Source organism: Microseira wollei NIES-4236 (assembly GCF_020521235.1).
Taxonomy (GTDB): domain Bacteria; phylum Cyanobacteriota; class Cyanobacteriia; order Cyanobacteriales; family Aerosakkonemataceae; genus Microseira; species Microseira wollei.
Genome location: NZ_BLAY01000153.1, coordinates 1 through 24,899 on the forward strand (window position 1 = coordinate 1; position 24,899 = coordinate 24,899).

Sequence of the window (24,899 nt, forward strand, 5' to 3'; positions counted from 1 at the left end):
AGCAGTCTTTTTATCAATTCTAAAGCTTGCAAATACAAGGGTTCCGCTTCGCTGTAGCGTCCTTGAGATTTGTAGAGTGATGCCAGATTATTTAAACTGGTGGCAACATTGGGATGGTCTTCTCCCAGCAGTCTTTTTATCAATTCTAAAGCTTGCAAATACAAGGGTTCCGCTTCGCTGTAGCGTCCTTGAGATTTGTAGAGTGATGCCAGATTATTTAAACTGGTGGCAACATTGGGATGGTCTTCTCCCAAGCGGGTTTTCACTGCTGATAAACACTGCCGATACCAAGGTTCTGCTAGCGAATATGAACCCTGACCTTGATAGAATCTGCCTAACCCAACAAAAGCCCAAGCTAAATCTTCATTGCTCAACGCATTGGTCAGATTTTCGGCAACTTCTTCCAGATGGGGAATCGCGAATTTCAGCGATTCGATTAAATCAATGGTGGGAGAATCGGGAATTGTCTTAGCAATTTCCACGAACACTGGGACAAAAGCTTGTCTAACATTATCTGCCTGTTCTAACTCATCCAAATTTAATTGCAGAAACTCCCGAATTAGAGGATGAATTTGGTAGCAAGCTTCTCTCTCTTCTACTCGCTCAATTAAATGTCGCTTATGCAGTTGCTTTTTCGCCGCATTCACCTCTGACTTTGCCCAATTTAGCGACTCACTTGCCGACTCTACCCATTCCCAAGCAAACACAGCCGGTGCAAACAAACTCAACAACTCACCCACCCGCTGCGTCTGCTTTTCGAGTTCTTGCCAGCTTAATTCAAAAGCCGTTTTTACCCCTCGCCTTGCAGTCATTTCAGTCGCATCCAAATCCGCTTCGGAAACGTCGATTGCCTCATCTTGCAATGACTGCGCTTGCAACCGCTGCAACATTTCTGCCAAGGACAAATCGGGGTCTTCCACCAAATACCGCGCCACCAATTCCAAACCCAAGGGCAGATATCCCAGCCACTTGCACAACTGTTTCGCCGTTTCAGGTTCCCGTTGCACCCGCCTGTCATTTTCCCCCAAAATCGCCGTCAACAATTGCAAAGCCTCTGCTTCCGACAGCACATCCAGGGGAAGTTCGACAAAATTAGTATCTAGCCGTCGCAGCCGCGTCGTCATCAAGACGCAGAAGCGGTTATCCGTTGGCAACATGCCGCGACATTGTTTCCAATCGGTCACATCATCCAACACCACCAACACCCGCCCTTGTGGGGGTTGCCACTGTTGCCAGCACCAGGCTACCTGTTGGGCGAGAGTCAGCGGATTTCCGCGCCAATCCTGCTGCGGTACTTCCAGTTTCAGGGATAGCAGGGCAAACTGCAAAATCTGTGCAGCCAGATTCGCCTCTCTCGCGGAAAGCCAGCAAATCCCACCAGGGTAATCGTCTTGATGTTCCCGCGCATATCTAATCGCCAGTTCGGTTTTGCCAACTCCCCCCATCCCGGCAACGGCTGAGATGGCGACGCGATGGGAGTTTTGCCAGGTTTGATGCAGCGAAGCGAGTTCCCGCTGTCGTCCGATGAAGTGGGGTGTGCCTTGGTAGGGGATGGATTTTGGGGGATTTGACTTTACCCGTTCCCGGTCGGGCGACGGGAGTCAAGTGGTTTCATGGATAATGATGTTACCTTCAATAGTTTGATAAACTTTGTCTTTATTAATTTGCTGGTAAATGCCGATTTTCTCAGCTATTTTCGCCGGATTTGGGCTGTTTTGCTTTTGCGCTTGCACCACTTCTGCCAATGCTGTAAAAGCCTTCTCCCATTGGGAATTTTTCGGTGCTTCTTCTACCTGCGCCGCCAATTCTTCAATCGCTGCTTTAATTTTTGGGTCTGCGGCTGCCGATTTGATGTCTTCAATTAATACCGCTTCGCCGTAATCTTCCGGCTGTTGCGAGGGCAAGGCAGGATTTTCTTTCGCCGCTGCAAGGCGTCTTGACAAATCTGGATGTTTGTGCATCAGCAGTTCGTAGACTTTGCTAACTTGCTCGAATGCTTTGGCGACAATCAGTTCGCCGCTTTTCTCGAAGGTTTTGTTTAATAAGAGGGTGAGGAGAGCGATCGCACCAGCTGTCAGTGGTTCCATAGATTACCGTTGAGGCTGTTTTTTAGTTATACCCAATAAATACAAGCGGTATCCGGAAAATTACGGGAAGGGGGTGCGATCGCTCTCTCAAATCTGAAACCGCCATAATTGAGTCAGTCGCGCGATCGCAGCCAAATAATCAAATATGAACAACCCAAACCTACCAACCGAAAATCAGCCAAAGCCCAAAAACAAATATTCCTGGGTGCGTTTGGCTTTGGGGCTATTTATCCTCGTCGATGCCATTATCTTATTTAAAGTCACGCCCGCTGGTTCCTGGATTCGACCGGAAAATCTGCAATTACTCAAAACTCAGTTAGGCATCTTTGCGCCTTTGGGATATATCGGCATCTATTTTATTGCCACTGTATTCGGCATTCCGGGGACGATTTTAACCCTATCTTCGGGGGCATTATTTGGGCCATTTTTAGGCACGTTGTGGACGGTTATAGGTGCAACTTTGGGGGCGACGGGTGCTTTTTTAGTCGCGAGATTTGTGGCTTTTGATTGGGCTAGAAGGCAATTTGAGAAAGGCGATCGCTTGCGACAATTAAGTCAAGGAATCGAACAAGAAGGCTTTTGGTTCGCGCTTTCTATCCGTCTCGCACCCGTGTTTCCCTTCAACGCGGTTAACTATTTATTAGGTTTAACGCCAATTAAGTTACCGACTTATATCCTGGCAACCGCGATTGGAATTATACCCGGAAGTTTTGCTTATAATTGGCTGGGACAAGGCGGAATCCAAGCATTAAATGGTGGCCCGCCTTGGCAATTGGTAGGTGCTTTAGCAGCATTGGCAATATTATCTGCAATGCCGATTTTGTTAAAGCGATTTAAACGTAACAATGGTAATAACGCAAGTTGCTAGTTATAAACAAGGGCGTTGCTAATTGCTAATTGCTAATGGCTAATTGCTAATTGCTAATTGCTAATCTTGGATTTTTACCAATTTCGCCATTAGCCATTAGCCATTAGCCGCTCCCAGAGAGATAACTAGCAACTTGAGTTATTACCAATTACCTATTACCAATCTCACAACTTAGGGGAGATTGTTTTTAGCTGGCTTTTTGGGCAAGCGAACGCATCACTGCCATCAAACCTAATAACCCCAACCCCAAAACCGTTGAAGGTTCCGGGACTTTCTCAAAATCCAAATTGAACGTACCGGACTCTTGAAAAGCTGTGCCACCCTCTGTCGTACCAACATCTAATAATTTAAAGGTGGCGGAATACTTACCCGGTTTAGCCCCAGCCCCTAACCAAAAAGTTGGTAGGAAAGAAAAGTCATCCCCCCTGCCAATCGTATAAGTGTCGCCGACATTTTTGAGAATATCGACCCCCAATGGGTTGGCAATATTTAGACCCTCGGTAATCGCAACTAACTGGAGTGCGATCTCGGCATCCCCCAAAGATCCTTTCCAACGACCAAGAGAACTATTAAACAGCGTTTGTTCGCCGATATCAGAGGATTTATTGATCGTGGCAACAGGTTTCATCCGCAAATTGCTGTACTCCTCCCCAGAAGGAATGGTAATTAACCGACCTTGGTAAATTCCTTCCCCCGGAACCAATTTCAGCGGCGGTAATCCCGTGTAAGTTTCGGGGATTCTATTATTCGTATTGGTTGGGTTGATTGTAGGACTGCTAAACGGACCTGAGTAGCTGTATGTACCAATCCCGTGAAAGTGATTTGTCAGCGGATCTTCTTCCCGGTGAGCAAATAAAAAAGTCAGACGATTGTAGTTAGGATTCGGCAATCCCGCATAAACCCCGCGTGTCAGCGTCTCCTCCCCATCTACCCCAATGTAAAGCTCTGCAAACTCTTGCCCAGGGTCAAACTCGTATCCGGAACCTATGTCTTCAGCTAATGCTTGCGCAACTGCAATACCCAAAGCCAAGGGAACAGACAGCAATAAACCAATTCCTATCAATGCTGGTGCATTTTCTTTCCCACTTTTCTGCCGTTCAAAGCCAGCACAAATTACACCCAATATAGGGCTGTTCCTCACCATTATTCTTTGTCCTTCTATTTTATAATGATAATCATTATCATAAAAGCGCTGGCGCTAGGTCAGTATAAAGTTTTCATTAAGATTGCTACAGGTCTGCGTAATTTCTACAAAGTCACATACCTAACCCACCAGCTATACCCGTCTCGAGCAACTGACCGCAGTTTCAATAAGTAGTTGCTTTTATTCGCAATAAATCCCAGTCAGCCATAAAATTTTTTAGTAAATTTTAATAAACTCAAAAGCCCCTCGTGGGTGAAGATTTGAGGCAATTGCCCCGATGGCCATTGGGCTGAAACCCTTGCCAATAGATAGTTATAGGTATTGACAAAACAGCAATGACGATCTGTTCGCCATTAAGTTAGTTTATGAAGTTTTGGTGAAGCGGCTGGGTTAGTGGCTCTCGCGTACATGGTGGAAAACCCCTGCTTCGGCGATAGCTTCCGGAAAAAATAGATCTGAAAGTCTCACCCTGTAAGCCATATATAATTTATAAGTTTTAATTATCACCATTTGGGTAAAAGCCGGGTTAGTTGTATGTATTTTTGATGAAATAATCATTAAGCTTATTGCAAATAGTTTTAATTAACTCTAGTCTTAGATGCATGGGTAAGTACAGAGAAATACGCAGATGACCCGGTACAGATTTGTAGATAATTTGCGGATATCTGGTGAAAACCCTGAGTAAAAGTCAGAAAAAGCACTTAGAGAGAGTGCAAAAGGGGAAAAGTTGACAAAGATCCAATTTTTACTAGGTCGCATTGGTGTAATGCTGACAGTTGCAGCTACGGTTGGAATCGCTCAATCAACGAGTGCGATCGCAGCCTCATTTAGCAAGTACGCTGCGATTGACCTCGGTAGTCTCGATCCCAGCAGCACAACAATTAATGCCACTTCGATCAACGATTTGGGACAAATTGTGGGTCGGTATAATGTCGTCAATGCCGCTGGTGTTTCGTCGAACGTTAGTTATATTTGGGAAAACGGCACGATGACGGCATTGCCCTTAACCGGAGTCAAAATTGGCGGCCCTAATGACGGACAAAGTGTAACAATGCCTGGTCGGGGTTCGTTAGCGCGATCGCTCAACAACAATGGAATAATTATTGGTACGGGTGATGAATTGCCCGGTGCTACAGATCGCGCGATGACTTGGACACCCAATGGTAGCGGTGGTTATAGCTTGACGGTCGAAGAATTTGGTGGCGTTGAAAGCTATTTCACCGATATCAACAACGTTGACCAAATCGCAGGGTATCACATTTTTGCGCCAGGACAACAAAATGCCATCTACCGGGAAAATGGCAGCAACACCAACACAATCTTGGCTGGAATTGGAGGCGATCGCAATCAAGCCTTAGCACTCAACGACAAGGGTCAGGTTGTCGGTTCAATAGACGGCGATGGCGTGCAAAATAATACAACGGTCAATAGTGCAGCACTCTGGCAAAAGGATGACAGTGGCAATTATGTGCTGACAAATTTAGGTACAAATGGCTCGCAACAAAGCGTTGCCAGAGACATTAACGATCTCGGTCAAGTGATTGGTCAACTAACGAATGGTTCGGGCGCCACTGCTACCAGTTCTGCATTCTTATGGCAAAACAACGCTTTTACTCTCTTGGGTAGCTTAGGTGGCACAGTACGCAATGCCGTCGGTATCAACAATCAAGGTCAAGTTGTTGGCTTTTCAACTAATAGTAGCAATCAAGAACTTGCCTTTATTTGGAACGATGGGATGATGGCTGACCTCAATAGTTTATTGACCGATAGTTTATTAGTCGGTGGTTCCAATGTATCGCTGACTAGGGCAACAGGTATCAATAATCGGGGAGATATTTCCGCCTACGGTACTTACACTTATGTTGATGCCCAAGGAGTTACGCGCACAGGCACCCGTGCTTACCTTTTGAAGTCAGTTCCTGAGTCTGATACTGCATTAAGCTTGTTAGCTTTTGGTGCGATTGGTGGGGTTTCATTCCGGCGCCGTAACCGTCGAAAAGCTACGGTAGTAGTAGAAGGTTCCAAAGCATAACTGGACAAAAAATCTGTAGGCAGCTAATCAATTGCTTACCTACAGACTGATGCAAAAATAGTTTCTGCACCGATCTTAATTCAAGAAGTAGCCCAATGGTCAGAAACGCGGTTTCCCATGAGTTACCGGGTTTCTACTTACAAAACCAAACTACCATTGCTAAACCTCTCCAAAAACTCTTGTGGGGTGGGCGTCCCGCCTGCCCTCGACTTGATTTTCTGGAGAAGTCTACTAGACAATCGCTGCTTTGAGACTAGAACAAAATTGCGCGATCGCATCCAACCCTTCCTGTGGCGTTCCATCTGCTAATCTCTTGACAAACGCACTGCCGACAATTGCTGCATCTGCGCCCCATTCTTTCACCTGTTGCGCTTGTTCTGGTTGGGAAATACCAAAACCAACTCCGATGGGTTTATCCGTCACGCGGCGTATTTGTTTGAGGATATCTTGGACGCGACTTTCGATTTGGGTACGCATCCCCGTCACGCCGGTAACGCTGACTAGATAAATAAAGCCTTGGGATTTTTGCGCGATCGCTTCTATCCGTTCCGCCGAACTCGTCGGGGCTACCAATAATACCACATCAATGCCCAATTCTTGTGCTGGCTTAAGCAAAACTTCAGATTCTTCCAAAGGTAAATCGGGGACGACTAACCCGCTGACGCCGACTTTGGAAAGTTGGTGGAGGAAAGTTTCGATGCCACGATTGAGGATGGGGTTGTAATAGGTGAAGAGGATAATCGGCGATTGCATTCCAGGAGCAATTCCAGAAACCATCTCCAGCACCGCATCTAAATGCGTACCCTTTTGCAAAGCGCGAGTTGCCGCCGCTTGAATTACCGGGCCATCGGCTAACGGGTCAGAATAAGGAACGCCCAGTTCAATCATATCTGCACCGTTTTGATCCAAAACTTGTAAAGCTTGAGCGGTAGTCTCCAAATCTGGGTCGCCAGCAGTGATAAAAGGAATCAAAGCACAGTGAGAGGAAGAGCGTAAAGCAGCGAAGCGATCGGAAATTAAAGTCATTTGATAATGGGTAATGGGTAATGGGTAATGGGTAATGGGTAATTGGTCATTATACCTCTGCAAAAACTCTTGTGGGGTGGGCATTCTGCCTGCCCTTGAGGTTCTTTTCTCTTGGTCGTTGGTAATGGGTCATTGGTGATTGGATTGATTAGACCTCTGCAAAAACTCTTGTGGGGTGGGCATTCTGTTTGCCTTTGAGGGTAGTTTTTGCAGAAGTCTATTGCCTGTAGGGGCGGGTTTAACGAAATATCTCGTGGTGACACACAATGGTTGGTAAAACCCGCCCCTACTCTTGACAATTACCAATTACCCATTACCAATTACCAGCATCCTTGGATGTAACTAGCAACTTACGTTAATTAGTTTTTTCTTGTTCAATTTCGGCTTGCAGCTGCGCCAATTGTTCGGGAGTAAGTTCTTCCAAACGCTTCTGTAACACCGCGTCCTCATAGTCCTTCAGTTGCTGAGTATAGGTCATCTGCTTCGTCCCAGCTCGATACAGGTAAGTCAGCAACCAACCGATTAACCCACCAACCAACAAAACCTGACTCCAGATGCCTGCATGTTGGCTATCGAGTCCAGCAGCTTGCAAAACCCAGAAAGCCAAACCACCGGCTGCAAAGATGCCGATGCCAATACCTATAACGTCAATTCTTCGCATTTGCAATTAGTGAGAGACTAGAAAAGCGCCAACCGGGCAAGTCATGCCAGATTGGCGGTAAATCATAGCTAGGCTTGGATTTGACGCCGCTTGGGGCGAAAATTCAAAAACGGAGCCAGCAGCAACAACCCTGGGAAGAAAAAGAAAACGAGAAAATACATAAAGCCGCGCTCAAACGAGCTAGCGACGTACCAGCGTAGTTGCATGTAGACATACAACGCCAAGGGAATAACCAGGAGATACGCTCCCAGCAAAACCAGATACAGCAGTGCAATCACCATAGTAGGTTTCCTAGCAGCAACGACTAACAAGCGCGACTGGCCTCAAATGCGGCATCGCTACCGATGCACGCTGTCACTCATTTTACAGAATCCCCAGTAGTTTAACTACCGGGATAGACTTGCCAAGGAACAGGATACGACAGCGGCAAGTTGTTCGGCGGGAAACTCTGTTCCACCAGCACCGACTGATTCCACAGACCGCGAAAGTCCCAACTGTCCCAGGACTTACCCACGACGAGAAAAGAAACAAAGGTGAGACCTTGCTCTCTGGTTGCCAAACCAACGATTTTTCATATCACCTTTTTTCTGTGTCCCACGGACTGACAGGAGTTTGATTCAGCGGGGCGTAGTTTGGCAATGGTGTGAAGATAGCGGGACGAGTGCCTGCTTGTTGGGACCCTTGGGTGGGGTTAAGGTTAGCGAGCCAAACTTCGCCGCGCTTAAGTTGCTCCGTCATCGCTGGTGTTCCTGACTGAGCATGGTTGCGTAGTCGCTTATGCCTGCTGCGGCAAGGGCACGGTCTTCCTCAGCAAACTCAGTGGCAAGGGCAGCAAGTTGACTCGGTTCGAGAACAATGTGGTGACGACGTTTATGGCGAAATTTCAGGAAGGCGATCAAGTCAGCTACTTGCTGAAGTTGCTCTTGGGTGAGTTGATCTAGGTCTTGTTTAAGCGCTTCGCTACTGATTAGCATGGCAGAGGGGGAAGACAATTGAGAGCATCTCCCTCTTATTTTAAAGAGTGTTCTCATCCTTAACTGTGGCGGATAGTTTTTGTAGGGTGCGTTACTGCGTTAACGCACCGACAAGCGTTTAATATGGTGCGTTACGGCTAGTGCCTAACGCACCCTACTTGCTAATACGATCTAGCGACTATTCTCATCCTTAACTGTGGCAGATAGTTTTTGTAGGGTGCGTTAACGCAGTAACGCACCGACAAGCGTTTAATATGGTGCGTTACGGCTAGTACCTAACGCACCCTACTTGCAACTACTGATATTAAACGTGCGATGTTGCACATGAACCTTCAGCGGGAAGCGGGGCGTTGACAATAATTTCTTGATAACCTCTATCCTTAAGAAGTTGGCTAAGTAGTTGTTCAACAGTTTTTTGAACGCGAGCGCTAGCTGTCTTAATCAGCCAACTTTGACAAGCAGCCTCTTCAACTTTTTTGAGCGCTTCCAGTTGTGCTTGGGCTTGCAAATTAACTACGTCAGGCCCCCATCCTAAAAAACCTCGGTCATAGGAATAAACGCTAGAATGTTCCAGATTCAGCTTACTGTCAAGCACTTTTAACGGCGGTAAAGTTACAGTTATTTTGTCTCCTTCAACCTGTACGTCATCAGCCTGAAACTCTCTCAAGTCAACTCCAACTCTGACGTTACCGTGAGCAATGTAGAGCAACTTACTCTTGGTTATTCGCCCCTTCTCGCTCACAGGCACCACGGTATCCATTTCAAACATAGCTGTAGTCAATTCGCTGACATCTCTAACTTGACGGACTATCAGCGAACCCGGATCGACTACCTCTTGTGAGATGCTGGTTAAGTGACTAATTTGATAGGCTAGCCACAACACAACTATCAACAAAAGTACAACAACGCCTGCTAACACTTTGCTAACTAAATTTGAGTCTCTGATTGAGCTAGCTGTCATAGCGGATCTCCATTTTGAACAATTCTAAAGCGAGTATTTCTTATTTATAATTATAAACCACGCATCCTGGGAGAGAGGCGGTTAATTGTTGTTCTGGAAACAGTGTAATATCGGTAACAGAGGATTAGCCTAGTTCGGCTATCAAAAGCTATGTTCAATTTGCAACTTACTTGGGATCGCCCGGCAAAAATTAGTTCACAAGTCTCGGAACACATTTTACGTGTGCGACTCGAACCTTCTGGCGCGCGAGCGCACTTACCCTTACAACTAGCAGTAGCTTTAGATACCAGCGCTTCCATGCAAGGCGAAAAGTGGGAAAAGGCAAAAGCAGCTTGTCAGGCGCTAGTTGCACGATTGCGACTTGGCGATCGCATCTCTCTAGCAGGCTATGCCGACTGGGTAACGCCCCGGGCACACAATCTTCAGAACGCTCAATCCGGCGACCTTCCAGCGATTCTCAACGCTCTGGTTGCCGAAGGAGTAACCCGGACTGACTTAGCCCTAAAATGGATTGAATCTACTTTATCCCCAGAACCAGGGAGAGCCAGGGTAGGCATTCTGATTACAGACGGACATCCTACTACTGACCAGGGTGAGGTTTTAGATGATACTAAAGCGTTGATTGTGCAAGCAGAAGCGATCGCATCTAATGGCATTTCCCTCTGTGCAGTGGGATTGGGGAATGCGGAAGATTTTAATTCAGCGCTTTTGGTTAGTTTAAGCGATCGCGGACGAGGGGCGTTTTTATATGCCGATAATCCTACGCTGCTGGCAACTCAATTGCAAGAGCGCTTACAAAAGGTACAAGCGATCGCATTTACAGATGTAACAATTAAACTAGATTTGGCTGGTGGAGTAAGGCTGAAAAATTGCTGTCAGTTTCGTCCTGATTATCTACCTTTAACAGAAACTAACCCCCAGGAAATTCATCTGCGAAACTTGCGTTCCGATACTGCAACTGATGTTTTGTTGGCATTGGAAGTGCCTGGTTTAAATGCCAGTCAACTTGCTGGTAGTTATGCGCTCGCGCAAGTTCAATTACAAATGTTAGAATTTGCTCCTGTCGCAAGTCTAGCGGCGCTGCAATTCACGCCTTCCTATCGAGAAGCGCAACAAATTAACCCAGAAGTCGATCGCGATCGCCTCTGTTGGGATATCAATCGCTACAGCACCGCGCTGACATCAATCAACGATCCGATGCTAACGGGAGAATTGCTGAGTCAAATTCATGCGGCAGCGGTAAAATCTGGGCAGACAACTATCGCCAATGAAGCATCTCAACAATTAGATATCCTGCAAAAAACAGGTCAACTTAGGGCGCATCAAACGACAGGTTTACTGAGGGCAACTCGTCAATTGGGAGGTTAATAAATGACTGTTGGTTTTGGTTGCGATCCGATTCCTGGACTGGCTCAAATTACACCCGATACGACGTATCTGGTAGTTTTAAATGGGGCTAAAGCAGGTAATAATTTTCGACTGGAGAGGTGGCGATCGCTAATCGGACGCAGCGATCCTCCTCACATCATAGCTGATATCGATCTGACTGGGTATGAAATTGGTGCGCTCGCCACCGTATCGCGGCACCATGCCATCATCCAATGGGTAAATCAAAGACTTCAAATCATCGATCTTGCTAGTCGCAATGGCACATTTGTCAACGGACAGCAACTGATATCCAAGTCTGCCAATCAACCTTCAAATCCAGTGTTTCTGACAGTTGGTAGTAGAATCCGATTGGGCGATTTGGAGTTTGAAATTGCCACGTTTGTGTCCTCTGTGTAATTGGTGGGATTGTAGGCAACAGTCCTGGAAACTGTCGCCAAATTCTCCCACAAGCACAGCAGCATCTGGTCACCCAACGTCCGCGTTTCTCGGTTTCGCCACAGCAATAGAACAGGACTTACGCAGGTCGAGGCCATCACCAAAGTTTCTTTGTAAATCTCTGGTTGCCAAACCAAGGATTTTTCGTAGAAACTTTGGTGTTTGCGTAATATCATGTCCGTTGAATTGCCCATAATAAAAAAACCTCACAGAGTCGTTGCGTAGGGACACGGCATCATAGATATCTCGGACAAACAGATAACTTTAATCGTGCCGTGTCCCGGCTGATGATTGTGGGTAATCCACCGGACATAATATAAGTCCTGTAGAAGCAGATTGTCGCGCAATTGTTGGATGCCTCTACCAAAGGCGATTTAGTCAAGAGATTCCTCTAATTCGTCTGAATCATCAGAATCGTTTAATTCCACCGCATCCTTAGCGCTGACCGCATACTCATAAGCTAAAGTAGCAAACGGAAAGGGAAATGGCAGAGAAACATCATCTGCAAAATAGGGCCAGCGGTTTCTGAGATTATGAACAAAGCAAGCCAGTTTGTCTGGAGCAATTTCTGGAGAGTGAACAACAGCTATTTCTAACAGCCTGGGATTCGCTGCTTGTCTGCTACCATTATCAAGCCGAGACTGCGGCTGACGTAATATATCCTGTTCAGTAGTGAGAAGCTTCCTAATACTTAGATACAGCGAAGTTCCCTCAGTATTACACACCCCCTGCCATTGGAAAACGCCACCTTTACTAATTCGGCTGCCAGGAGAACCCTTGACAATCCCAATAGGTACTTCGTCATTTGTTGCCACTCGTAACCGTACCATTAACAGACGTTTTTGTTCCAATTCTGTCATGTCTCGCTTTAGTTCATCAGGTAAAGTGTTGGCTGGAAGTTTAGGATTTTGCAGCCACGTCAGCATCTTTCGGGCATTTTGCGCTTCCGCCATGAAGAGTACTTGGGGAAGTTCTTCCTTTTCAATTCGGTTAATTAGGCAATCACGCAAACAGTCAGTAACAAATTTATTAAGCAGCTGTTCTGTTTTTTGTCGCTAGACGACTCTTCTTCGCTACTATCACCCGTTGTTTCATCAATATAAGAATCCTCATCCCATTTTTCAGCGATCAGGTATCCAAGTCCTACTGGATACGACACCCATCCTTGAGTTAGGAATAAAGAAGGAGTAGTGACTTGTACAGTTCCTGTTATTGGGTTAACTCGTACCATTAAGGCAACAGTGGAAGGTGTATTGCTAGCTGTTGTTTTTCGAGTTCGACGCAGGACATAAAAGCACGTCAGCCATAGATTTGAATCGATACCATCCTTTTGAGGGTCAATTAAAGGAGCAGGCAAAATCCCAAATTGTCGCAGTAAATCCGACACAGCTTTTTGAACTCGATTAGCAGCGTCTTTAGTTTTATATTCCTTACCCTTTTTATTTTGAGCGGTTAATGGGTGGATGTGCTGATTGACATAGCCAGCCTGCATAGCTCCAATTCGCAAGGCTAGTTTTGGGTCTGACTCTGGTGGAAAGAATGATTTTTTCGCTCTAATTTCGATTAATGCACCGCTAAGTTTACCCTCGGTTTTGGGTAGAGATGAAGTAATTTGACGAATGCGTTCATCAAGTAAATTAATGCGTCGCTGTTGAAGAGTGTTGCCTTTGACAGACCGATTCTCAATATCAAGTTTTTGCGTCAAATCTTGAACGTGCTGGGTTTTGATTCGTAACGTCCCTAATGGGCTTTCGTAAAGAGTTTCTTCTCCTTGGACTTCGGGAAGAGTTTTATAAATTTGAGGTTCGCCTTTTGGTAATAAGTTAAGTAACTGACAAATTTCAGCCATGAGTTGAGCGCGGCATTCTTTCGTTTTACAGAGAATAAGTATTGTGTGTGGTGAATTTTCAGGTGTTCTAAATACAGATGATGCAGCCAGAGAAGGTCGTAGCATTGGAGTAGATAAATCTTCACGTTTTTTTGGCGATCTATCACCTTTTTTCTTCGGTTCTCCTTGCTCCCAGAAAGGCATATAGTTGCCTGAAATTTTAACTGCCTTACCCACTCGGCGAAGAGGAAAACCTTCTTGTTCAATCTTATTTTGAATAGCCCGGTCAAGGCTAGCTAAATCCCGTGGACTAACACCAGGGAGGCAGGGGCGTTCGCCTGGATGTCGAGTGTCATAGGCAATTGCTGCTTGTATCTCCTTGGAAAGTTCATTAAATGTAGACCACTGATACATTGGGTTTAGAGCCAGGGTATTAGGTTCAGGAAGTGGAGAGTCATTGAGCAAAAGTAACTCGCTAATCGCTCTTGACCATTTGGGTTCTTTCCCTTCCGGCGTTATCTTTTGTTTTATTGAGAGAGGAATCAAGCAAAATGGTTGGTCAACTCCATCTAACCACCGATGATTATCGCCAATAAAAGCAGTGGCTCCTCGATAAGGTATCTTATCAATAAATTTTGTAATCCATTGTCGAGTAGAAATTTGATGGTAAATAATCGGTTGATTCCGCCAAGAAACTGTTTGCAGTTTAAAACTAATGACAAACGAGATGTATGCCTCGCCTACTTCCTCTGTCCTCTTTTCCTTACGATTAAATTCAATCAGTGGAACTCTCTGAGGAGGCCATGACATTATTTCATATCCTTTGCCTAGCCTCACAACTGGATAGAAAGTTAGTTCGTATTGAATATCTCCGTCAAACAAGAGGGTTGGGTTTTTGAGAAATTCCTTGGTCAGGTAATCTGGCAGTGCTTGGAAACGAACATCGAGGACGTTTCTATTTTCTGGTTGATGCCAGATTGAGTAATTAGTTGGCTCGTTTTCCCAATGCCAAGCTTCATTGTCAAGTGTGTTGAGTTTGGACTCAACTTCATCGTCTGCTAAACACTCGCTAAATTCTTCCCTGAGCCAATCTTTAATTAAATCAGATAAGTAATAAAGATCGGCAATTTCTGTTGCTAGTATCCAAGGCTGACCGGGACGTTGCCAACCATAACGCCTTGTCTGGATAATGTTTGGGAAACTAGCGGCTATGATGGAATCGAGAGAACGGACTGGTACAGATGGATATTTTGAACGTCCAATTTTGAAACGTGCATTCGCAAGGAATTGGGCAACTTGTTGCCAATTTTTTGGAACTTGGAGTTGGAAAAGTTTGTACTCCACATCCTGAATCAGTTCCCAAGAGCCAAGGCGAATATTTTTAAATGTCATAGCGTAATTCCTTTGTGTCTTTAAGTGCGTTTAAGAAAGCTCCGTAGAGCGATCGCGCTAGTGTTCTTTCATAGGGTCGTTTTCCTTCCCCCTCAACCTCAAGTTGAAGCTTTTTGATAATGCCGACCAACAGTGATGTCACTTCGCTATCAAGTTCGCCTGTCGCTGATTTCGGTGCAAACTTGACATCTAGAAAATGAACGATGCAGGGAACACCACCTCTGACCAAACGTCCAATGATTTGCCAAATACTCACCAACTGAGTCCAACAAAGTACAGAACGTTCATCATCGGTCAATTGTTTGAAGGACATCGATCGACAGTTCAAGTCAAGCATCTTCGCCACTGCATATTTGTAGAATTCGCTTTCAACATTGGTCAAGGTTAAAGGTTCACTGCGTCTATTTATTGCCTCGTACAAAGTAGAATCTTCTGCATTCTGGATCGCCCAACTGTTGAGTTGCTGAACCGTAGTTTGCCAGTCATCGGAAGCATAGGTCGGCTTAAGAAAATTGCTGCTCCAAATGCGGCAATGCGGTTATCGTTGAGAATGTTGTGACCTCGCTCCAGCGCCATCAAAGGTGCAATTACAATCTGATACCAAATCCGGGTTAACAACCCCCCTTATTCTTATAGACCGCGCAGGCGGTCAAAGTTTGTGTAGCCGCGACTTTAGTCGTTAGGCATAAAGGGGGTAATGAAAGCGGATTTAGTATGAGTGGGAAGTTTGTTCAAATCGCGAATCTTACCTCGGCGAATGCCTTTTAAATCACCAGGAGCATTATCGCGGCGGAGTACGGCAATACTATTGATTTGTTCGATGGGATAGAGAGGTTTTAAAATTGACTCAACCAGCGCTGCTTCATCGTAGCTGTTTGCGATCAGCAGTAAGCGTTGGCGATCGCGTAACCGTTCTGGATCTTTTTGTCCTAGCTCTTTTACCTGCTCAAATAATAGATCGAGAAAGTTTTTGGCTTTTCCTGGACTGTAACAGATAGCCTTAACCATCTCATCCGCTGCTTTTTTGCGTACAGCAGGTGGCTGTCCGGATAGGGCAATATATTTCCCTCCGCTTTGCTGTGGTTTGAAGAAAAACTCACTTTCGCCAATCCCAGCATCACCAGCCTTATCATTATTAGGGGCTGGTTCTAGCAATACTGTGGGATTTTTCTGGATGTGATAAGCGGGAGTTCCTGGCGCATAGCTAGTTCCTGAAATCAGCACCGTATGGGGGCCATCCCAATCGTCCACGGCAAACAGCGTGGGAAAATTTAGGAGTAAATAACGACCGACGCCAACGTAGCGGAAATACTCTAATTTGCCACCAGAGTTGCTGGTGCGATCGCGTGTATATTTACAGCGGATTGCTTTTCGTGTGAGGTACAGCCTTTTGGCTTGTTTGTGTAGCGGCACAATTAATTGTGCCGCTACACAAACGAAGGTGTACCTCATACGGCTGCAATCCGCTATAAAGCCCAAAATATTCCCAACTGGTGCAGATGGTACAATCGGCAAATAGTCGCGGGGTGGGCGATATACCAGCGATAAGCTGGTGTCGTGCAAATCTATAATTTGCGATCGCATTAAAGCACTCAGATGGTCAACCAAAAAGCCCAAGCGATTGCTCAATACTGCCACCAGAATTGCAAAATGTAAGTGGCGCGTAACTTCGTCAAACTTCGTTTTATCCGTTAGACAAATACCAAGGGATTCCAGCCATCGCCGCAACCAATCAGCCACCTCAGCTAATGCTGCACGCTCATTTTCGCTACTTAATAAGGTAAAGGCAATGTCTGAAAGTTCTCCTCCTTTGCGACGATTAAAAGGAGCTTGCAAAAATCCCTCAATCGTTTCCATTAGCTGTTTGCGGCGCTGACGTTCCTCAAACGGAGGTAAACCCGCTTCAATCCGATTTCGTCGCTGCTGACTGCGTTCAGTGCGGCTGAGTTTGGGTTGGGTTTCCTCGTTGTCTGTTTCAGAGGGAGGTTCGAGAATATCGCGAATAATGTGAGCAAACACCGAACGACCCGTAAAGGGAGTTAAACCCAACCATTCCACCAGTTGGGGTTGGTTGTGCAGTTTGGGAAGAATAATATCAGTAGCAATTTGAGCGTAATCATTCGCTTTTTTTGCTGTTGCTACCAGTTCAGCAGTCAGGGGGCGACGGTCAGAATTATAAATCGCATTAGCGAATTTGATTCCCAACTGATTTAATAATGAGTTTCCGGAAGCATCGACTAAAACTTCATCGGGTGCAAAAGCTTGGTCAAACTGCACTTGTACCCGGTCAGCTTCGTCAATAAAAAGAAAGCTACATTCGCGGTAAACAGCTTCAGCGAAAGTCAATTTTTCTTCAAATAGTTCAGGGAAAGTGCGAGTATGAATAAAACTAGCTGGAGTTAACACCCAAACTAAAGCTTGTGCAATATCTCGTTCTAATTGATGGCGCGGACATTTGTAATAAAAAGGACAGGTATACTTATCTTCGGTTTGACCTTCCTCCCAATCCTCCATATCCTCGTCATCTATTTCATCATTCTGATTAACAAGAATCACTTTTTGGTAAAGGGTGTGACAAGGTTCAAAGCCAAATTCCCACTTTTCTTCTGATTGAACTAAAGCTAATAATGGGCAGACAGGGCTAAACCAGCGCCATGCTGGATGAGTAGATCCTTGAGCAATTTCCTCTCCTTGTGTTGCTAGAATCGGTTCGTAGACTTTTTCTAGTTGTTGGAAGCGATCGCTCCCCATAATAGGAGCCGCAGAAATCCCCAATCCATGCCAAAATAGGGAAGCAAGAAGCACTTGTGCCACAACATCATTAACGATTAAGGCACACCGATATTTATTTTTTGCTAATTGATAATTTAGAACTTCTAGAAATGTTGATTTCCCGACATTCAACAAGCCTACAATGTGAATAAGTTGCTCTATATCTAATTTTTTATTTGCAGAAAAGTCATCAATTTCTGGATTGTATAAGCGCCAAATAATTCCTTGAATCCGCTCGCAATAATTTTCTAGCTGATACCCAGCTTGCGCTAGTTTTTCATCCATTTCTTGGGCAGAGAGCAGCAATTCTTCCCACGTGACGGTATAAAAAGGATTATGCTTGGTGCGGGTGCGATGAAAAGATATTTGATATCGTGTCCGGTTGCATCGGTTGCGTTTGGAGAGCTGGGGGAGCAAAGGGGATGGGGGAGAAAAAACGCTTTTTCGCACAATCAACTATACACAACTGATATCATGTCCGCGAGAGATCGGTAGTGTATGGATGGCTAATTGCTAATTGCTAATTGCTAATATAGTATTTTTCCTGATTGAGCCATTAGCGATTAGCTATTAGCAGTTACACAACCGTTGCTACCGGACATGATATGAGGCGAATTGGCAATATTGGCAAGGGATATTGATAGGAACCTCGACAAAAGTATGACTTTTGTGATAGATTTTTGCATACCAATAGCCAGCAGATGCTAGTTTAACTTTTCGTTTTTTATGCGGTGGTGTTGTCGATAAATTTTGCTGATAAAGAGGAAGGCGACGGGGATAGGTACTGGTGGGAATTAATAGAGGAACATCATTAATATCCGTTAAGCTAAATATTCTTATAGTTTCAGGAATGTTAACGCAAGTTGCTAGTTATAAACTTTGGCGTTGCTAATTGCAAGCTTGCTAATTGCTAATTGCTAATCTAGGATTTTTAGCAATCTCGCCATTAGCCATTAGCCATTAGCCGCTGTGAGAGAAATAACTAGCAACTTGAGGAATGTTAATGTATTCCGAGAGACTTCGCTCCCATTGATTGCCTTTGCGGCGCAGGAGATAAAAACGAGCTTTTTGGACAAGCTGCCAGTTATCATCAGAAAGTACCGCCACCGGAAAACGATAACCCGAAAGTATTGCTGAGACTGATATAGCTGGTTCTTCTGGAGCTATTTCCTTCAACAAGGTTAGCCCTAATTCTACTTCAGCAATGAGTTGTGCAAGTCGTTTAACCTCTTGTTTTCTTACTTTTCCATCAACATCAGGCAAACTCTCTGCCACGTAATCCTTTAAGTCATTTGATTCGCGTAAAGCTTTACGCAATTGTTGACCCCAGCGAGATGTGTCACGCATGGTTATTTTTCTCCAACTTATTTTGAGCCAGTGAAATAATTTCGCTCATCAACATTAAGCGCACGCCGCCTAATTCAGGTTCTATTTGTTGACGTACCACCTTAATTCGCAATGATTCTTCTCGTTCATCTGGAAAGACAACAAAGGTTTCAGTTGCATCAGGACGATACTGCACGGTTCCCAAACGCTCTTCATCCAAATAAGACCAATCTTTGACATCAATTGCCCAGCTAACTTTCCTGCCAAATTTTACAAGTAAGTCAAATTCGTCAATCTGAGGCCAGAGAGTCACCCGAATTCCCATTTTCGTGAGAGATTCTGCTAGTTTTATTTCCGCAATTCCTGGAATTGTTCCATATCGATGAACGCCAGGAGTAACAGCTTTATAACTTTCTTTTTCTGCTTTATCCTTGGAAATTGACTCGACTGGTGGCAAATTAAGTTTGGCATTTAGTCGTTCGCAAGTCATGTTTCGGCAGCTATGACTTCCGTCTCGACGGCGGCGCATTACATACTGGCAACGAGGGCAAAAATGATAAGTGTTTTCTTCTGCTAAATCAACTAAATCAATGTAAGTTTGTGTTAAGAAATCGCGCAGAGGTCTAAGTTGAGAAGAAGACAAGAGGCGGCGATATTCTGAATAGGGCAGGACAGGACGTTCAATAATCAGTTTGCGAAAAGCGCGATAGGAATCTTCTAGTTGGTGTCCTCGGCAATATTCGAGAACATCTTGCAGAATTTTCTCCTGTACCTGCTTTTCTACATCAGAACCCGTAACTTGCCATTGGGCGGCGAAATCGGACAATAACCCGTCTTCAATCAGGGTGACTTCCGGTGAAAGGTTTTTAATCTCTGCTGTCGGTTTCCAATCTACAACAGGATTTTTCGCCCACTCAAAAAATTCGGGGAGGTTTGAGGGGATTTGTTCATCTCCTTGCAACAAAGATGTTAGATACATTCGAGACATCCCGATGCGGAGAGCTTTTGGGATGTGCATTCTTTTTTCGGGGTTTCGCGTTTCCCACTCTCCCAGTCCTGTCGCCAGATATCGCAAGGTTTCCGTTACGGATATCTGGAGTCCTGGTTCAACTTCTGCGTCATTGGAAAGTAGGCGGAGACTGCGGGCGGCATTATCTTCCCATTCCACGTCGATACCTCGGATTGTCTGCAACCAACGTTGCACTGTTGCTTTCTGACGCGGTTGCATTCCCAGTTCTACGCACAATTCTTCCAGAGTCGGCGCCTGTTTGTGGATGCGAAACCATTCCCGTAGCGCCTCCAGGATTTTCTCTCGATGTCTGGTGACTTTCATGGGTCACTCCCCTATATCTGAGGTGTGCGAATCATTCTGGCATCGCGATCGCTAGAGGGTCAATAAAATTTTTCCATGTTTCCATGATGTTTCCCATGTTTCCATTTTTGCCGATCAACTGGCAAGCAGACGGTTATGTGTTGGCAATAGCGAAAAGGCGGATCGCCTAACGGTTTTGTCGCCCTGTCAGGCTAATGCCGCATAATGATGGCAAAGTGCAGCTATGGAATTGATCGGGAAAATATAATTGTGATTCCCTTTTCCTGCCGCATTGACCATGTAGAGCAGAATTATGCTGCCAAGGATTTTTAGCGTCAAAGTGCTTTGGAATAGCAAGTCGGAAATCCAGGCATTGCTTGAGTCAAATCCCAGCTATTTTTAGCTTGGCAAAAATATTGTCCTTGCTGGCAATTACAGTTGGGAGAAGCGCTGCCTCCCTATCATTTTATCTGAAGTTAAAGTTTGAAATTATATAAGGATTTAGGTGATGCGAGCGCTCGCACCCATTGGGGAAACAGGTTGCCAGAAAGACCGCGTAATCGAGGGATCGCTTACAGGCATCAGTCTTCCCGTCAAGTAGATCGTCGGCGTGCTTTAGGTATTCACTCTCCTGGTTGCCCACAAGCGTCATTAGGTCTTGGTAAAATCAATGAAATTTTACAAAATCTTGACGGGATCTTTATTGATTTTTTCCCAAAATATGTTGTGATGTTTTCTGGATAAATTCCTTGTTTTTTCAATAAAATTTTGATGAAGATTAAGTAAAGACAATAGACAAAAAAAATCCATGGGTAAAAATTAAGTAAATTGCCAGCCGATATTCCATCTAATGGCAGGATAAGGAACTAAATAATCTCGAAAATATCTAGGCAGTTGCCCTAGATAAAGAAAGAGATTTTTAGCAACTGCTGATAGAAGAGTTTTGGCAATTTTTCGGCTCAGATGCTAGCCGAAAAATTGAGATTTTATAATTGCTGCGAGCGTGAGGTTCAGTACAATCGCGCTCTTTGGAGTAAAGCAACCTTTAACTTTCATCCAGCTCGGGAGTGTTGATATGAAACTTCTTTATCAGACCTTGACCTCAGTAGCTGTTGCTATGACTGCTGCCATCAGCTTGTCAGCGGGGGTAGAGGCAGCTACTATTCGATCAAATTCTTCGCCCTGCGTTCCATTTTTTCTCGATATTCCAACAAGCAAGCTCGGCACAGTCGGTGGGAATATTGACAATTCCAACTTGTCAAATTCTACAACCCCCTGTCAACTTGCCATCGGACTCAACTTCACCAGTAGTACGTTGATTGACAGTTTCTTCATCCCGTCGTTGGACAGTTTCTTCATCCCGCCGGACACAATGGGTGCAGTTGGTAGCGATCGCATTGTTGAACTAATTAACGGTAAGTACTCGGTCTACGATAAAGGTACTGGTACCCTGCTGCAATTCAGCTCGCTCAACCAGTTTTGGAACGACGCCGGAGTAACGCCCAGTCGCTTTGCTTTTGACCCAAGAGTAGTATACGACCCCTTCAGTCAGCGCTGGTATGCTGTTTCTGTGGACAACCAACGTGGCGAGAATAACTTCTTGTTTGCCGTATCAAAGTCTTCCGATCCAATAACTGGATGGACTGGTTTTGCCATTGATAGCGACTCAACAAACCAGCGCCGGGCAGATTATCCGACCCTGGGTTTCGATCGAGACGGGGTTTATCTGGCGGCGAATATGCTTCGCATCTCTGCTTCTGATTTAAGAACGACTATTGTGGCGCTGCCAAAGAACGATCTGCTGACAGCAACGCCGACGGTTGCTAATGCGACAAAATTCGAGAATATATCTCAGAGCGAAACTGGATTTACCCTGCAGCCCGTTGTCAATCTAGACAATACGGGATTGCCAGCTGCTCTATTATCTAGCTTCAATACATTGGCAGGCGAATTCAAGCGCTCAAACATTGTCGGGGATATAACTTCACCCACACTTGATACTTCAAATGGATTGATTTCTGTTACCTCATACTTTTCTCCAGGCAGTGCCGAACAGCCAGGGCCGAAACCAAATCTGGAGATATTTCCCAGCGCCAACTTTTCTTCAAATATAATTTTGCAAAATGGCTCTTTTTGGGGCGGACAAACTGTTGATAACGGAGGACGTGCAGCGCTTCGCTGGTTCCAAATCGATGCCACCACCAACCAACGCTTGCAAGAAGGTTTAATTGCCGATCCAAATCTGGATTTTTACTATGGTTCGCTTGCTGTAAACGATTTTGGCGATGTTGTAATTGGTTTCAATGGTTCGGGTGAATCGCAATTTGTCAGCAGTTATGCAGTGCTGGGTCAAACTGTCGGGGGTGTCACAACTTTTGGCAATCCTTTGTTGCTCCAAGCTGGTGCTGCTGATTACTTTCAAGACTTCGGAACTGGTCGCAACCGCTGGGGAGACTACAGCGCCACCGTCGTCGATCCAACCGATCCGTTTACCTTCTGGACGTTCCAAGAGTTTGTTTTCGATGAAGATATATGGGGTACGCAGATCACCCAACTCAGAGTCGTTCCCGTTTCCGTTCCCGAACCCACTTCTGTGTTCGGCTTCTTGGCATTTGGTGCGTTTGGCGTCAGTTCTCTGCTGCAGCGAAAACAGCAACAGAAAGTGTAGAATAACACTTTTATTGGATTGGGTTTCTTGACCGCTTGACGGGTGCGATCCCACTACCAGTACTAGATATCAGACTGGTTGCGATCGCCCGTACCAATAAACCAATTGCACAAGATACAAAAGCGATATGCCGACCGCACGCACTCGCGTTCGCATCGGGTAAAATGGAAATGTAACTTTTTGATTAACGGGTCTGAATGCCCACATTACTCAGAGTTGGTCCATACCGTTTCTTCTGCTATGCAGGTGACCGCGATGAACCACCGCGCGTTCATATTGAGCGCGATCAACAGGAGGCTAAATTTTGGCTTAGTCCCGTTCGGCTTCAAAATAATAGAGGCTTCAGTCGCACAGAAATCAATCAGATCCAGAAGCTTGTTGAAGAACATCAAGAGCAGTTATTAGCAGGTTGGAATGAATTCTTTAATGGTTGAATTGCTGGAAATTCCTCAAGCACTACAAGTAGTAGTTACAGATGACACGCTTACCGTCGATCTTTCCGATGGTCGCACTATCTCTGTTCCTTTAGCTTGGTATCCTCGGCTGTTACACGGTACGCAAAACGATCGCAATAATTGGCGATTTATCGGTGGGAATGAGGGAATAAATTGGCCCGAGCTTGATGAGGACATAAGTGTCAAGAATATAATTCTTGGTCAGCCATCGGGCGAAAGTCAGAAGTCATTCCAGCGATGGTTGGATGAACGTGCCAAGACAGCCTAACACCTGATAAATTACTTTATATGTCATGCTCGGTTATCGATGAATCTCTGATGCTGTACGACTCGCTTCACTTAGCAATGTTTAGCGGTAAAGGTGGAGTCGGAAAAACAACTCTTGCTTGTGGTTTTGCGCGGCGTTAGGCCAGATTATTTCCTCAGGAACAAATACTTTTAATATCGACAGATACAGCTGATTCTTTAGGAGATGTGCTTAACCCAAGTTGCTAGTTATAACTATCGTGGGTTGCACAGCAGAAGCTAATCGCAAGCTTGCTAATTGCTGATGGGAATATTTTTCGGGTCTACCAGCCATTAGCTATTAGCCATTAACCTGTCTTCAGCCCTAAAAAGATAACTAGCAACTTGCGTTATTAGAACAATTCCGCAATGATTATCTTTGGGAATTAGCCGAAATGATTAGCGGCGAAGTCAGCGAAGCAGGCGCGGTGAAAATTGCTTACACACCCGCAGCTTGGCGACAAATTGTAGCCCCAGCTTTACCCGGTATTGATGAAATGCTCTCCTGGATTGCAGTCATGGATTTATTAGACAGCAAACAGCAAGACTTAATTATCCTTGATACTGCCCCTACAGGCGATCTTCTCCGCTTTTTGGCAATGCCATCTGCATTAGCAGATTGGTTAGCTATATTTAAATTATGGATGAAGTATCAAGCTGTTTTAGCCAGAGTAGATTTGATGGGGCGACTGCGGAATTGGCGCCAACAAGTTGTCAAAGCGCAGAAGAAATTGAAAGATTATAGTCACACAGAATTTATTCGAGTAATTCAAGCAGAAGCCGCAATAATTGCCGAACAATTCCGGTTATCGGAATCTTTAGAAAAAATCGGAGTTCCCCAGCGTTATGTAGTGCATAACCGTTACAGTATGGGTGAGGAAATTGAGCGAAATTTGTTGGCTGAGAAAACTATTATTCGCCGGATTAAAGGCGCGGCAAATCTTTGCTTTTAACGGAATAATATTTTCTAGCAGTCCACTTGAGTGGACTTTCGCTATTAGCCCTGCAATAAATTGCAGGGCGGGTTTTATTGGTAACGTGAGATCTGCAAGCGCTTCAGGGTGTGAGCGAACAAGGGGGTTTGCAGTAGGGGCACGGCGTCAAAGGTATCAAGCAATAACAGATAACTTGAATCCTGCCGTGCCCCTAGGAAGCGTCACGGCGTCAAAGGTATCAAGCAATAACAGATAACTTGAATCCTGCCGTGCCCCTAGGAAGCGTCACGGCGTCAAAGGTATCAAGCAATAACAGATAACTTGAATCCTGCCGTGCCCCTAGGAAGCG

General features: G+C 45.2%; 26 protein-coding genes and 2 pseudogenes. 10 read left to right on the forward strand and 18 right to left on the reverse strand.

Annotation, left to right across the window (positions count from 1 at the left end):
* The 3 genes from MiSe_RS35895 to MiSe_RS35905 form a co-directional block, all read right to left on the reverse strand.
* Positions 1 to 1,445: tetratricopeptide repeat protein (locus MiSe_RS35895; protein ID WP_264196767.1), on the reverse strand; the 1,445-nt coding region annotated here is incomplete at its 3' end.
* Positions 1,411 to 1,605, reverse strand: coding sequence for a hypothetical protein (locus MiSe_RS35900; protein WP_226589358.1), 195 nt, complete (start codon positions 1,603 to 1,605; stop codon positions 1,411 to 1,413). The genes MiSe_RS35900 and MiSe_RS35895, both read right to left, overlap by 35 nt.
* Positions 1,602 to 2,087 (reverse strand): hypothetical protein, encoded by a 486-nt coding sequence (locus tag MiSe_RS35905; RefSeq protein WP_226589361.1) that lies wholly within the window; start codon positions 2,085 to 2,087, stop codon positions 1,602 to 1,604. Before MiSe_RS35905 ends, MiSe_RS35900 begins: the two co-directional genes overlap by 4 nt.
* Before the next feature lie 145 nt (positions 2,088 to 2,232).
* On the opposite strand from MiSe_RS35905, the gene MiSe_RS35910 reads away from it, so the two are divergent.
* Positions 2,233 to 2,955, forward strand: coding sequence for a TVP38/TMEM64 family protein (locus MiSe_RS35910; protein ID WP_226589363.1), 723 nt, complete (start codon positions 2,233 to 2,235; stop codon positions 2,953 to 2,955).
* A gap of 187 nt (positions 2,956 to 3,142) precedes the next feature.
* On the opposite strand, the gene MiSe_RS35915 is transcribed toward MiSe_RS35910, so the two are convergent.
* Positions 3,143 to 4,099, reverse strand: a complete 957-nt coding sequence (locus MiSe_RS35915; protein ID WP_226589366.1) for an all3515 family Zur-repressed PEP-CTERM protein — start codon at positions 4,097 to 4,099, stop codon at positions 3,143 to 3,145.
* A gap of 727 nt (positions 4,100 to 4,826) precedes the next feature.
* On the opposite strand from MiSe_RS35915, the gene MiSe_RS35920 reads away from it, so the two are divergent.
* Complete coding sequence (locus MiSe_RS35920; protein WP_226589368.1) at positions 4,827 to 6,131, forward strand: DUF3466 family protein; 1,305 nt, start codon at positions 4,827 to 4,829, stop codon at positions 6,129 to 6,131.
* A 231-nt stretch (positions 6,132 to 6,362) separates the two neighbouring features.
* Here MiSe_RS35920 and trpA read toward each other — a convergent pair whose 3' ends face one another.
* The 7 genes from trpA to MiSe_RS35955 all read right to left on the reverse strand — a co-directional run bounded on the left by trpA (position 6,363) and on the right by MiSe_RS35955 (position 9,753).
* Positions 6,363 to 7,157 carry a tryptophan synthase subunit alpha gene (gene trpA, locus MiSe_RS35925; protein ID WP_226589415.1) on the reverse strand — a complete coding sequence of 265 codons (795 nt, stop codon included), beginning with the start codon at positions 7,155 to 7,157 and terminating at the stop codon, positions 6,363 to 6,365.
* Between the two features lie 355 nt (positions 7,158 to 7,512).
* The gene (locus tag MiSe_RS35930; protein ID WP_226589370.1) at positions 7,513 to 7,818 is read right to left on the reverse strand and encodes a DUF3007 family protein; all 306 of its coding nucleotides are present in this window, start codon (positions 7,816 to 7,818) and stop codon (positions 7,513 to 7,515) included.
* 68 nt (positions 7,819 to 7,886) lie between these two features.
* The gene (gene ndhL / locus MiSe_RS35935) at positions 7,887 to 8,099 is read right to left on the reverse strand and encodes an NAD(P)H-quinone oxidoreductase subunit L (RefSeq protein ID WP_226589372.1); all 213 of its coding nucleotides are present in this window, start codon (positions 8,097 to 8,099) and stop codon (positions 7,887 to 7,889) included.
* 101 nt (positions 8,100 to 8,200) lie between these two features.
* Positions 8,201 to 8,377, reverse strand: a complete 177-nt coding sequence (locus MiSe_RS35940; protein ID WP_226589374.1) for a hypothetical protein — start codon at positions 8,375 to 8,377, stop codon at positions 8,201 to 8,203.
* 17 nt (positions 8,378 to 8,394) lie between these two features.
* Positions 8,395 to 8,556, reverse strand: coding sequence for a type II toxin-antitoxin system PemK/MazF family toxin (locus tag MiSe_RS35945; protein ID WP_226589376.1), 162 nt, complete (start codon positions 8,554 to 8,556; stop codon positions 8,395 to 8,397).
* Entirely contained in the window at positions 8,553 to 8,810 is a 258-nt protein-coding gene (locus tag MiSe_RS35950; protein ID WP_226589377.1) for a hypothetical protein, read from the reverse strand. Before MiSe_RS35950 ends, MiSe_RS35945 begins: the two co-directional genes overlap by 4 nt.
* Positions 8,811 to 9,096: 286 nt before the next feature.
* The gene (locus MiSe_RS35955) at positions 9,097 to 9,753 is read right to left on the reverse strand and encodes a DUF4230 domain-containing protein (RefSeq protein WP_226589379.1); all 657 of its coding nucleotides are present in this window, start codon (positions 9,751 to 9,753) and stop codon (positions 9,097 to 9,099) included.
* Positions 9,754 to 9,903: 150 nt separating this feature from the next.
* On the opposite strand from MiSe_RS35955, the gene MiSe_RS35960 reads away from it, so the two are divergent.
* Positions 9,904 to 11,121, forward strand: a complete 1,218-nt coding sequence (locus MiSe_RS35960) for a vWA domain-containing protein (RefSeq protein ID WP_226589381.1) — start codon at positions 9,904 to 9,906, stop codon at positions 11,119 to 11,121.
* A gap of 3 nt (positions 11,122 to 11,124) precedes the next feature.
* Entirely contained in the window at positions 11,125 to 11,538 is a 414-nt protein-coding gene (locus MiSe_RS35965) for an FHA domain-containing protein (protein WP_226589384.1), read from the forward strand.
* A 245-nt stretch (positions 11,539 to 11,783) separates the two neighbouring features.
* On the opposite strand, the gene MiSe_RS35970 is transcribed toward MiSe_RS35965, so the two are convergent.
* The 7 genes and pseudogenes from MiSe_RS35970 to MiSe_RS36005 form a co-directional block, all read right to left on the reverse strand.
* Positions 11,784 to 11,924 carry a hypothetical protein gene (locus MiSe_RS35970; RefSeq protein ID WP_226589386.1) on the reverse strand — a complete coding sequence of 47 codons (141 nt, stop codon included), beginning with the start codon at positions 11,922 to 11,924 and terminating at the stop codon, positions 11,784 to 11,786.
* A gap of 27 nt (positions 11,925 to 11,951) precedes the next feature.
* The gene (locus tag MiSe_RS35975) at positions 11,952 to 12,587 is read right to left on the reverse strand and encodes an RNaseH domain-containing protein (RefSeq protein ID WP_264196768.1); all 636 of its coding nucleotides are present in this window, start codon (positions 12,585 to 12,587) and stop codon (positions 11,952 to 11,954) included.
* Complete coding sequence (locus tag MiSe_RS35980; protein WP_226589388.1) at positions 12,572 to 14,797, reverse strand: pPIWI_RE module domain-containing protein; 2,226 nt, start codon at positions 14,795 to 14,797, stop codon at positions 12,572 to 12,574. Before MiSe_RS35980 ends, MiSe_RS35975 begins: the two co-directional genes overlap by 16 nt.
* Positions 14,787 to 15,179: a hypothetical protein gene (locus MiSe_RS35985; RefSeq protein ID WP_226589390.1), complete on the reverse strand. Its 393-nt coding sequence runs from the start codon at positions 15,177 to 15,179 to the stop codon at positions 14,787 to 14,789. The genes MiSe_RS35980 and MiSe_RS35985 overlap by 11 nt, the downstream gene beginning before the upstream one ends.
* Before the next feature lie 290 nt (positions 15,180 to 15,469).
* Positions 15,470 to 18,019, reverse strand: a complete 2,550-nt coding sequence (locus tag MiSe_RS35990; RefSeq protein WP_226589392.1) for a hypothetical protein — start codon at positions 18,017 to 18,019, stop codon at positions 15,470 to 15,472.
* 141 nt (positions 18,020 to 18,160) lie between these two features.
* Positions 18,161 to 18,916 (reverse strand): annotated as a pseudogene (locus MiSe_RS53105) (pPIWI_RE_Z domain-containing protein).
* Positions 18,909 to 20,228: a restriction endonuclease-related protein gene (locus MiSe_RS36005; RefSeq protein WP_226589396.1), complete on the reverse strand. Its 1,320-nt coding sequence runs from the start codon at positions 20,226 to 20,228 to the stop codon at positions 18,909 to 18,911. Before MiSe_RS36005 ends, MiSe_RS53105 begins: the two are co-directional and overlap by 8 nt.
* A 462-nt stretch (positions 20,229 to 20,690) precedes the next feature.
* Here MiSe_RS36005 and MiSe_RS36010 point away from each other — a divergent pair, with 462 nt between their 5' ends.
* The 6 genes and pseudogenes from MiSe_RS36010 to MiSe_RS36030 form a co-directional block, all read left to right on the forward strand.
* A complete protein-coding gene (locus tag MiSe_RS36010; RefSeq protein ID WP_226589398.1) occupies positions 20,691 to 20,951 on the forward strand; it encodes a hypothetical protein in 261 nt (86 codons plus the stop codon).
* Between the two features lie 331 nt (positions 20,952 to 21,282).
* A complete protein-coding gene (locus tag MiSe_RS36015; RefSeq protein WP_226589402.1) occupies positions 21,283 to 22,875 on the forward strand; it encodes a PEP-CTERM sorting domain-containing protein in 1,593 nt (530 codons plus the stop codon).
* Positions 22,876 to 23,072: 197 nt separating this feature from the next.
* The gene (locus MiSe_RS36020) at positions 23,073 to 23,309 is read left to right on the forward strand and encodes a DUF4160 domain-containing protein (protein WP_226589405.1); all 237 of its coding nucleotides are present in this window, start codon (positions 23,073 to 23,075) and stop codon (positions 23,307 to 23,309) included.
* Positions 23,290 to 23,598, forward strand: coding sequence for a DUF2442 domain-containing protein (locus MiSe_RS36025; RefSeq protein WP_226589408.1), 309 nt, complete (start codon positions 23,290 to 23,292; stop codon positions 23,596 to 23,598). The genes MiSe_RS36020 and MiSe_RS36025 overlap by 20 nt, the downstream gene beginning before the upstream one ends.
* 20 nt (positions 23,599 to 23,618) lie before the next feature.
* The gene (locus MiSe_RS53110) at positions 23,619 to 23,738 is read left to right on the forward strand and encodes an ArsA-related P-loop ATPase (protein ID WP_373872951.1); all 120 of its coding nucleotides are present in this window, start codon (positions 23,619 to 23,621) and stop codon (positions 23,736 to 23,738) included.
* Positions 23,739 to 23,965: 227 nt separating this feature from the next.
* A pseudogene (locus tag MiSe_RS36030) lies at positions 23,966 to 24,568 on the forward strand (ArsA family ATPase); the annotation flags it as partial.
* Positions 24,569 to 24,899 lie beyond the last annotated feature (331 nt).

Bases quoted from the DNA above. Each gene is read 5' to 3' on its own strand.
- MiSe_RS53110 (WP_373872951.1), top strand. From the start codon at position 23,619: ATGTCATGCTCGGTTATCGATGAATCTCTGATGCTGTACGACTCGCTT.
- MiSe_RS35960 (WP_226589381.1), top strand. From the start codon at position 9,904: ATGTTCAATTTGCAACTTACTTGGGATCGCCCGGCAAAAATTAGTTCA.
- MiSe_RS36020 (WP_226589405.1), top strand. From the start codon at position 23,073: ATGCCCACATTACTCAGAGTTGGTCCATACCGTTTCTTCTGCTATGCA.
- MiSe_RS35965 (WP_226589384.1), top strand. From the start codon at position 11,125: ATGACTGTTGGTTTTGGTTGCGATCCGATTCCTGGACTGGCTCAAATT.
- MiSe_RS36015 (WP_226589402.1), top strand. From the start codon at position 21,283: ATGAAACTTCTTTATCAGACCTTGACCTCAGTAGCTGTTGCTATGACT.
- MiSe_RS35945 (WP_226589376.1), bottom strand. From the start codon at position 8,556: ATGACGGAGCAACTTAAGCGCGGCGAAGTTTGGCTCGCTAACCTTAAC.
- MiSe_RS36005 (WP_226589396.1), bottom strand. From the start codon at position 20,228: ATGAAAGTCACCAGACATCGAGAGAAAATCCTGGAGGCGCTACGGGAA.
- MiSe_RS35910 (WP_226589363.1), top strand. From the start codon at position 2,233: ATGAACAACCCAAACCTACCAACCGAAAATCAGCCAAAGCCCAAAAAC.
- MiSe_RS35905 (WP_226589361.1), bottom strand. From the start codon at position 2,087: ATGGAACCACTGACAGCTGGTGCGATCGCTCTCCTCACCCTCTTATTA.
- MiSe_RS35955 (WP_226589379.1), bottom strand. From the start codon at position 9,753: ATGACAGCTAGCTCAATCAGAGACTCAAATTTAGTTAGCAAAGTGTTA.
- MiSe_RS35980 (WP_226589388.1), bottom strand. From the start codon at position 14,797: ATGACATTTAAAAATATTCGCCTTGGCTCTTGGGAACTGATTCAGGAT.
- MiSe_RS35915 (WP_226589366.1), bottom strand. From the start codon at position 4,099: ATGGTGAGGAACAGCCCTATATTGGGTGTAATTTGTGCTGGCTTTGAA.
- MiSe_RS36025 (WP_226589408.1), top strand. From the start codon at position 23,290: ATGAATTCTTTAATGGTTGAATTGCTGGAAATTCCTCAAGCACTACAA.
- trpA (WP_226589415.1), bottom strand. From the start codon at position 7,157: ATGACTTTAATTTCCGATCGCTTCGCTGCTTTACGCTCTTCCTCTCAC.
- MiSe_RS35930 (WP_226589370.1), bottom strand. From the start codon at position 7,818: ATGCGAAGAATTGACGTTATAGGTATTGGCATCGGCATCTTTGCAGCC.
- ndhL (WP_226589372.1), bottom strand. From the start codon at position 8,099: ATGGTGATTGCACTGCTGTATCTGGTTTTGCTGGGAGCGTATCTCCTG.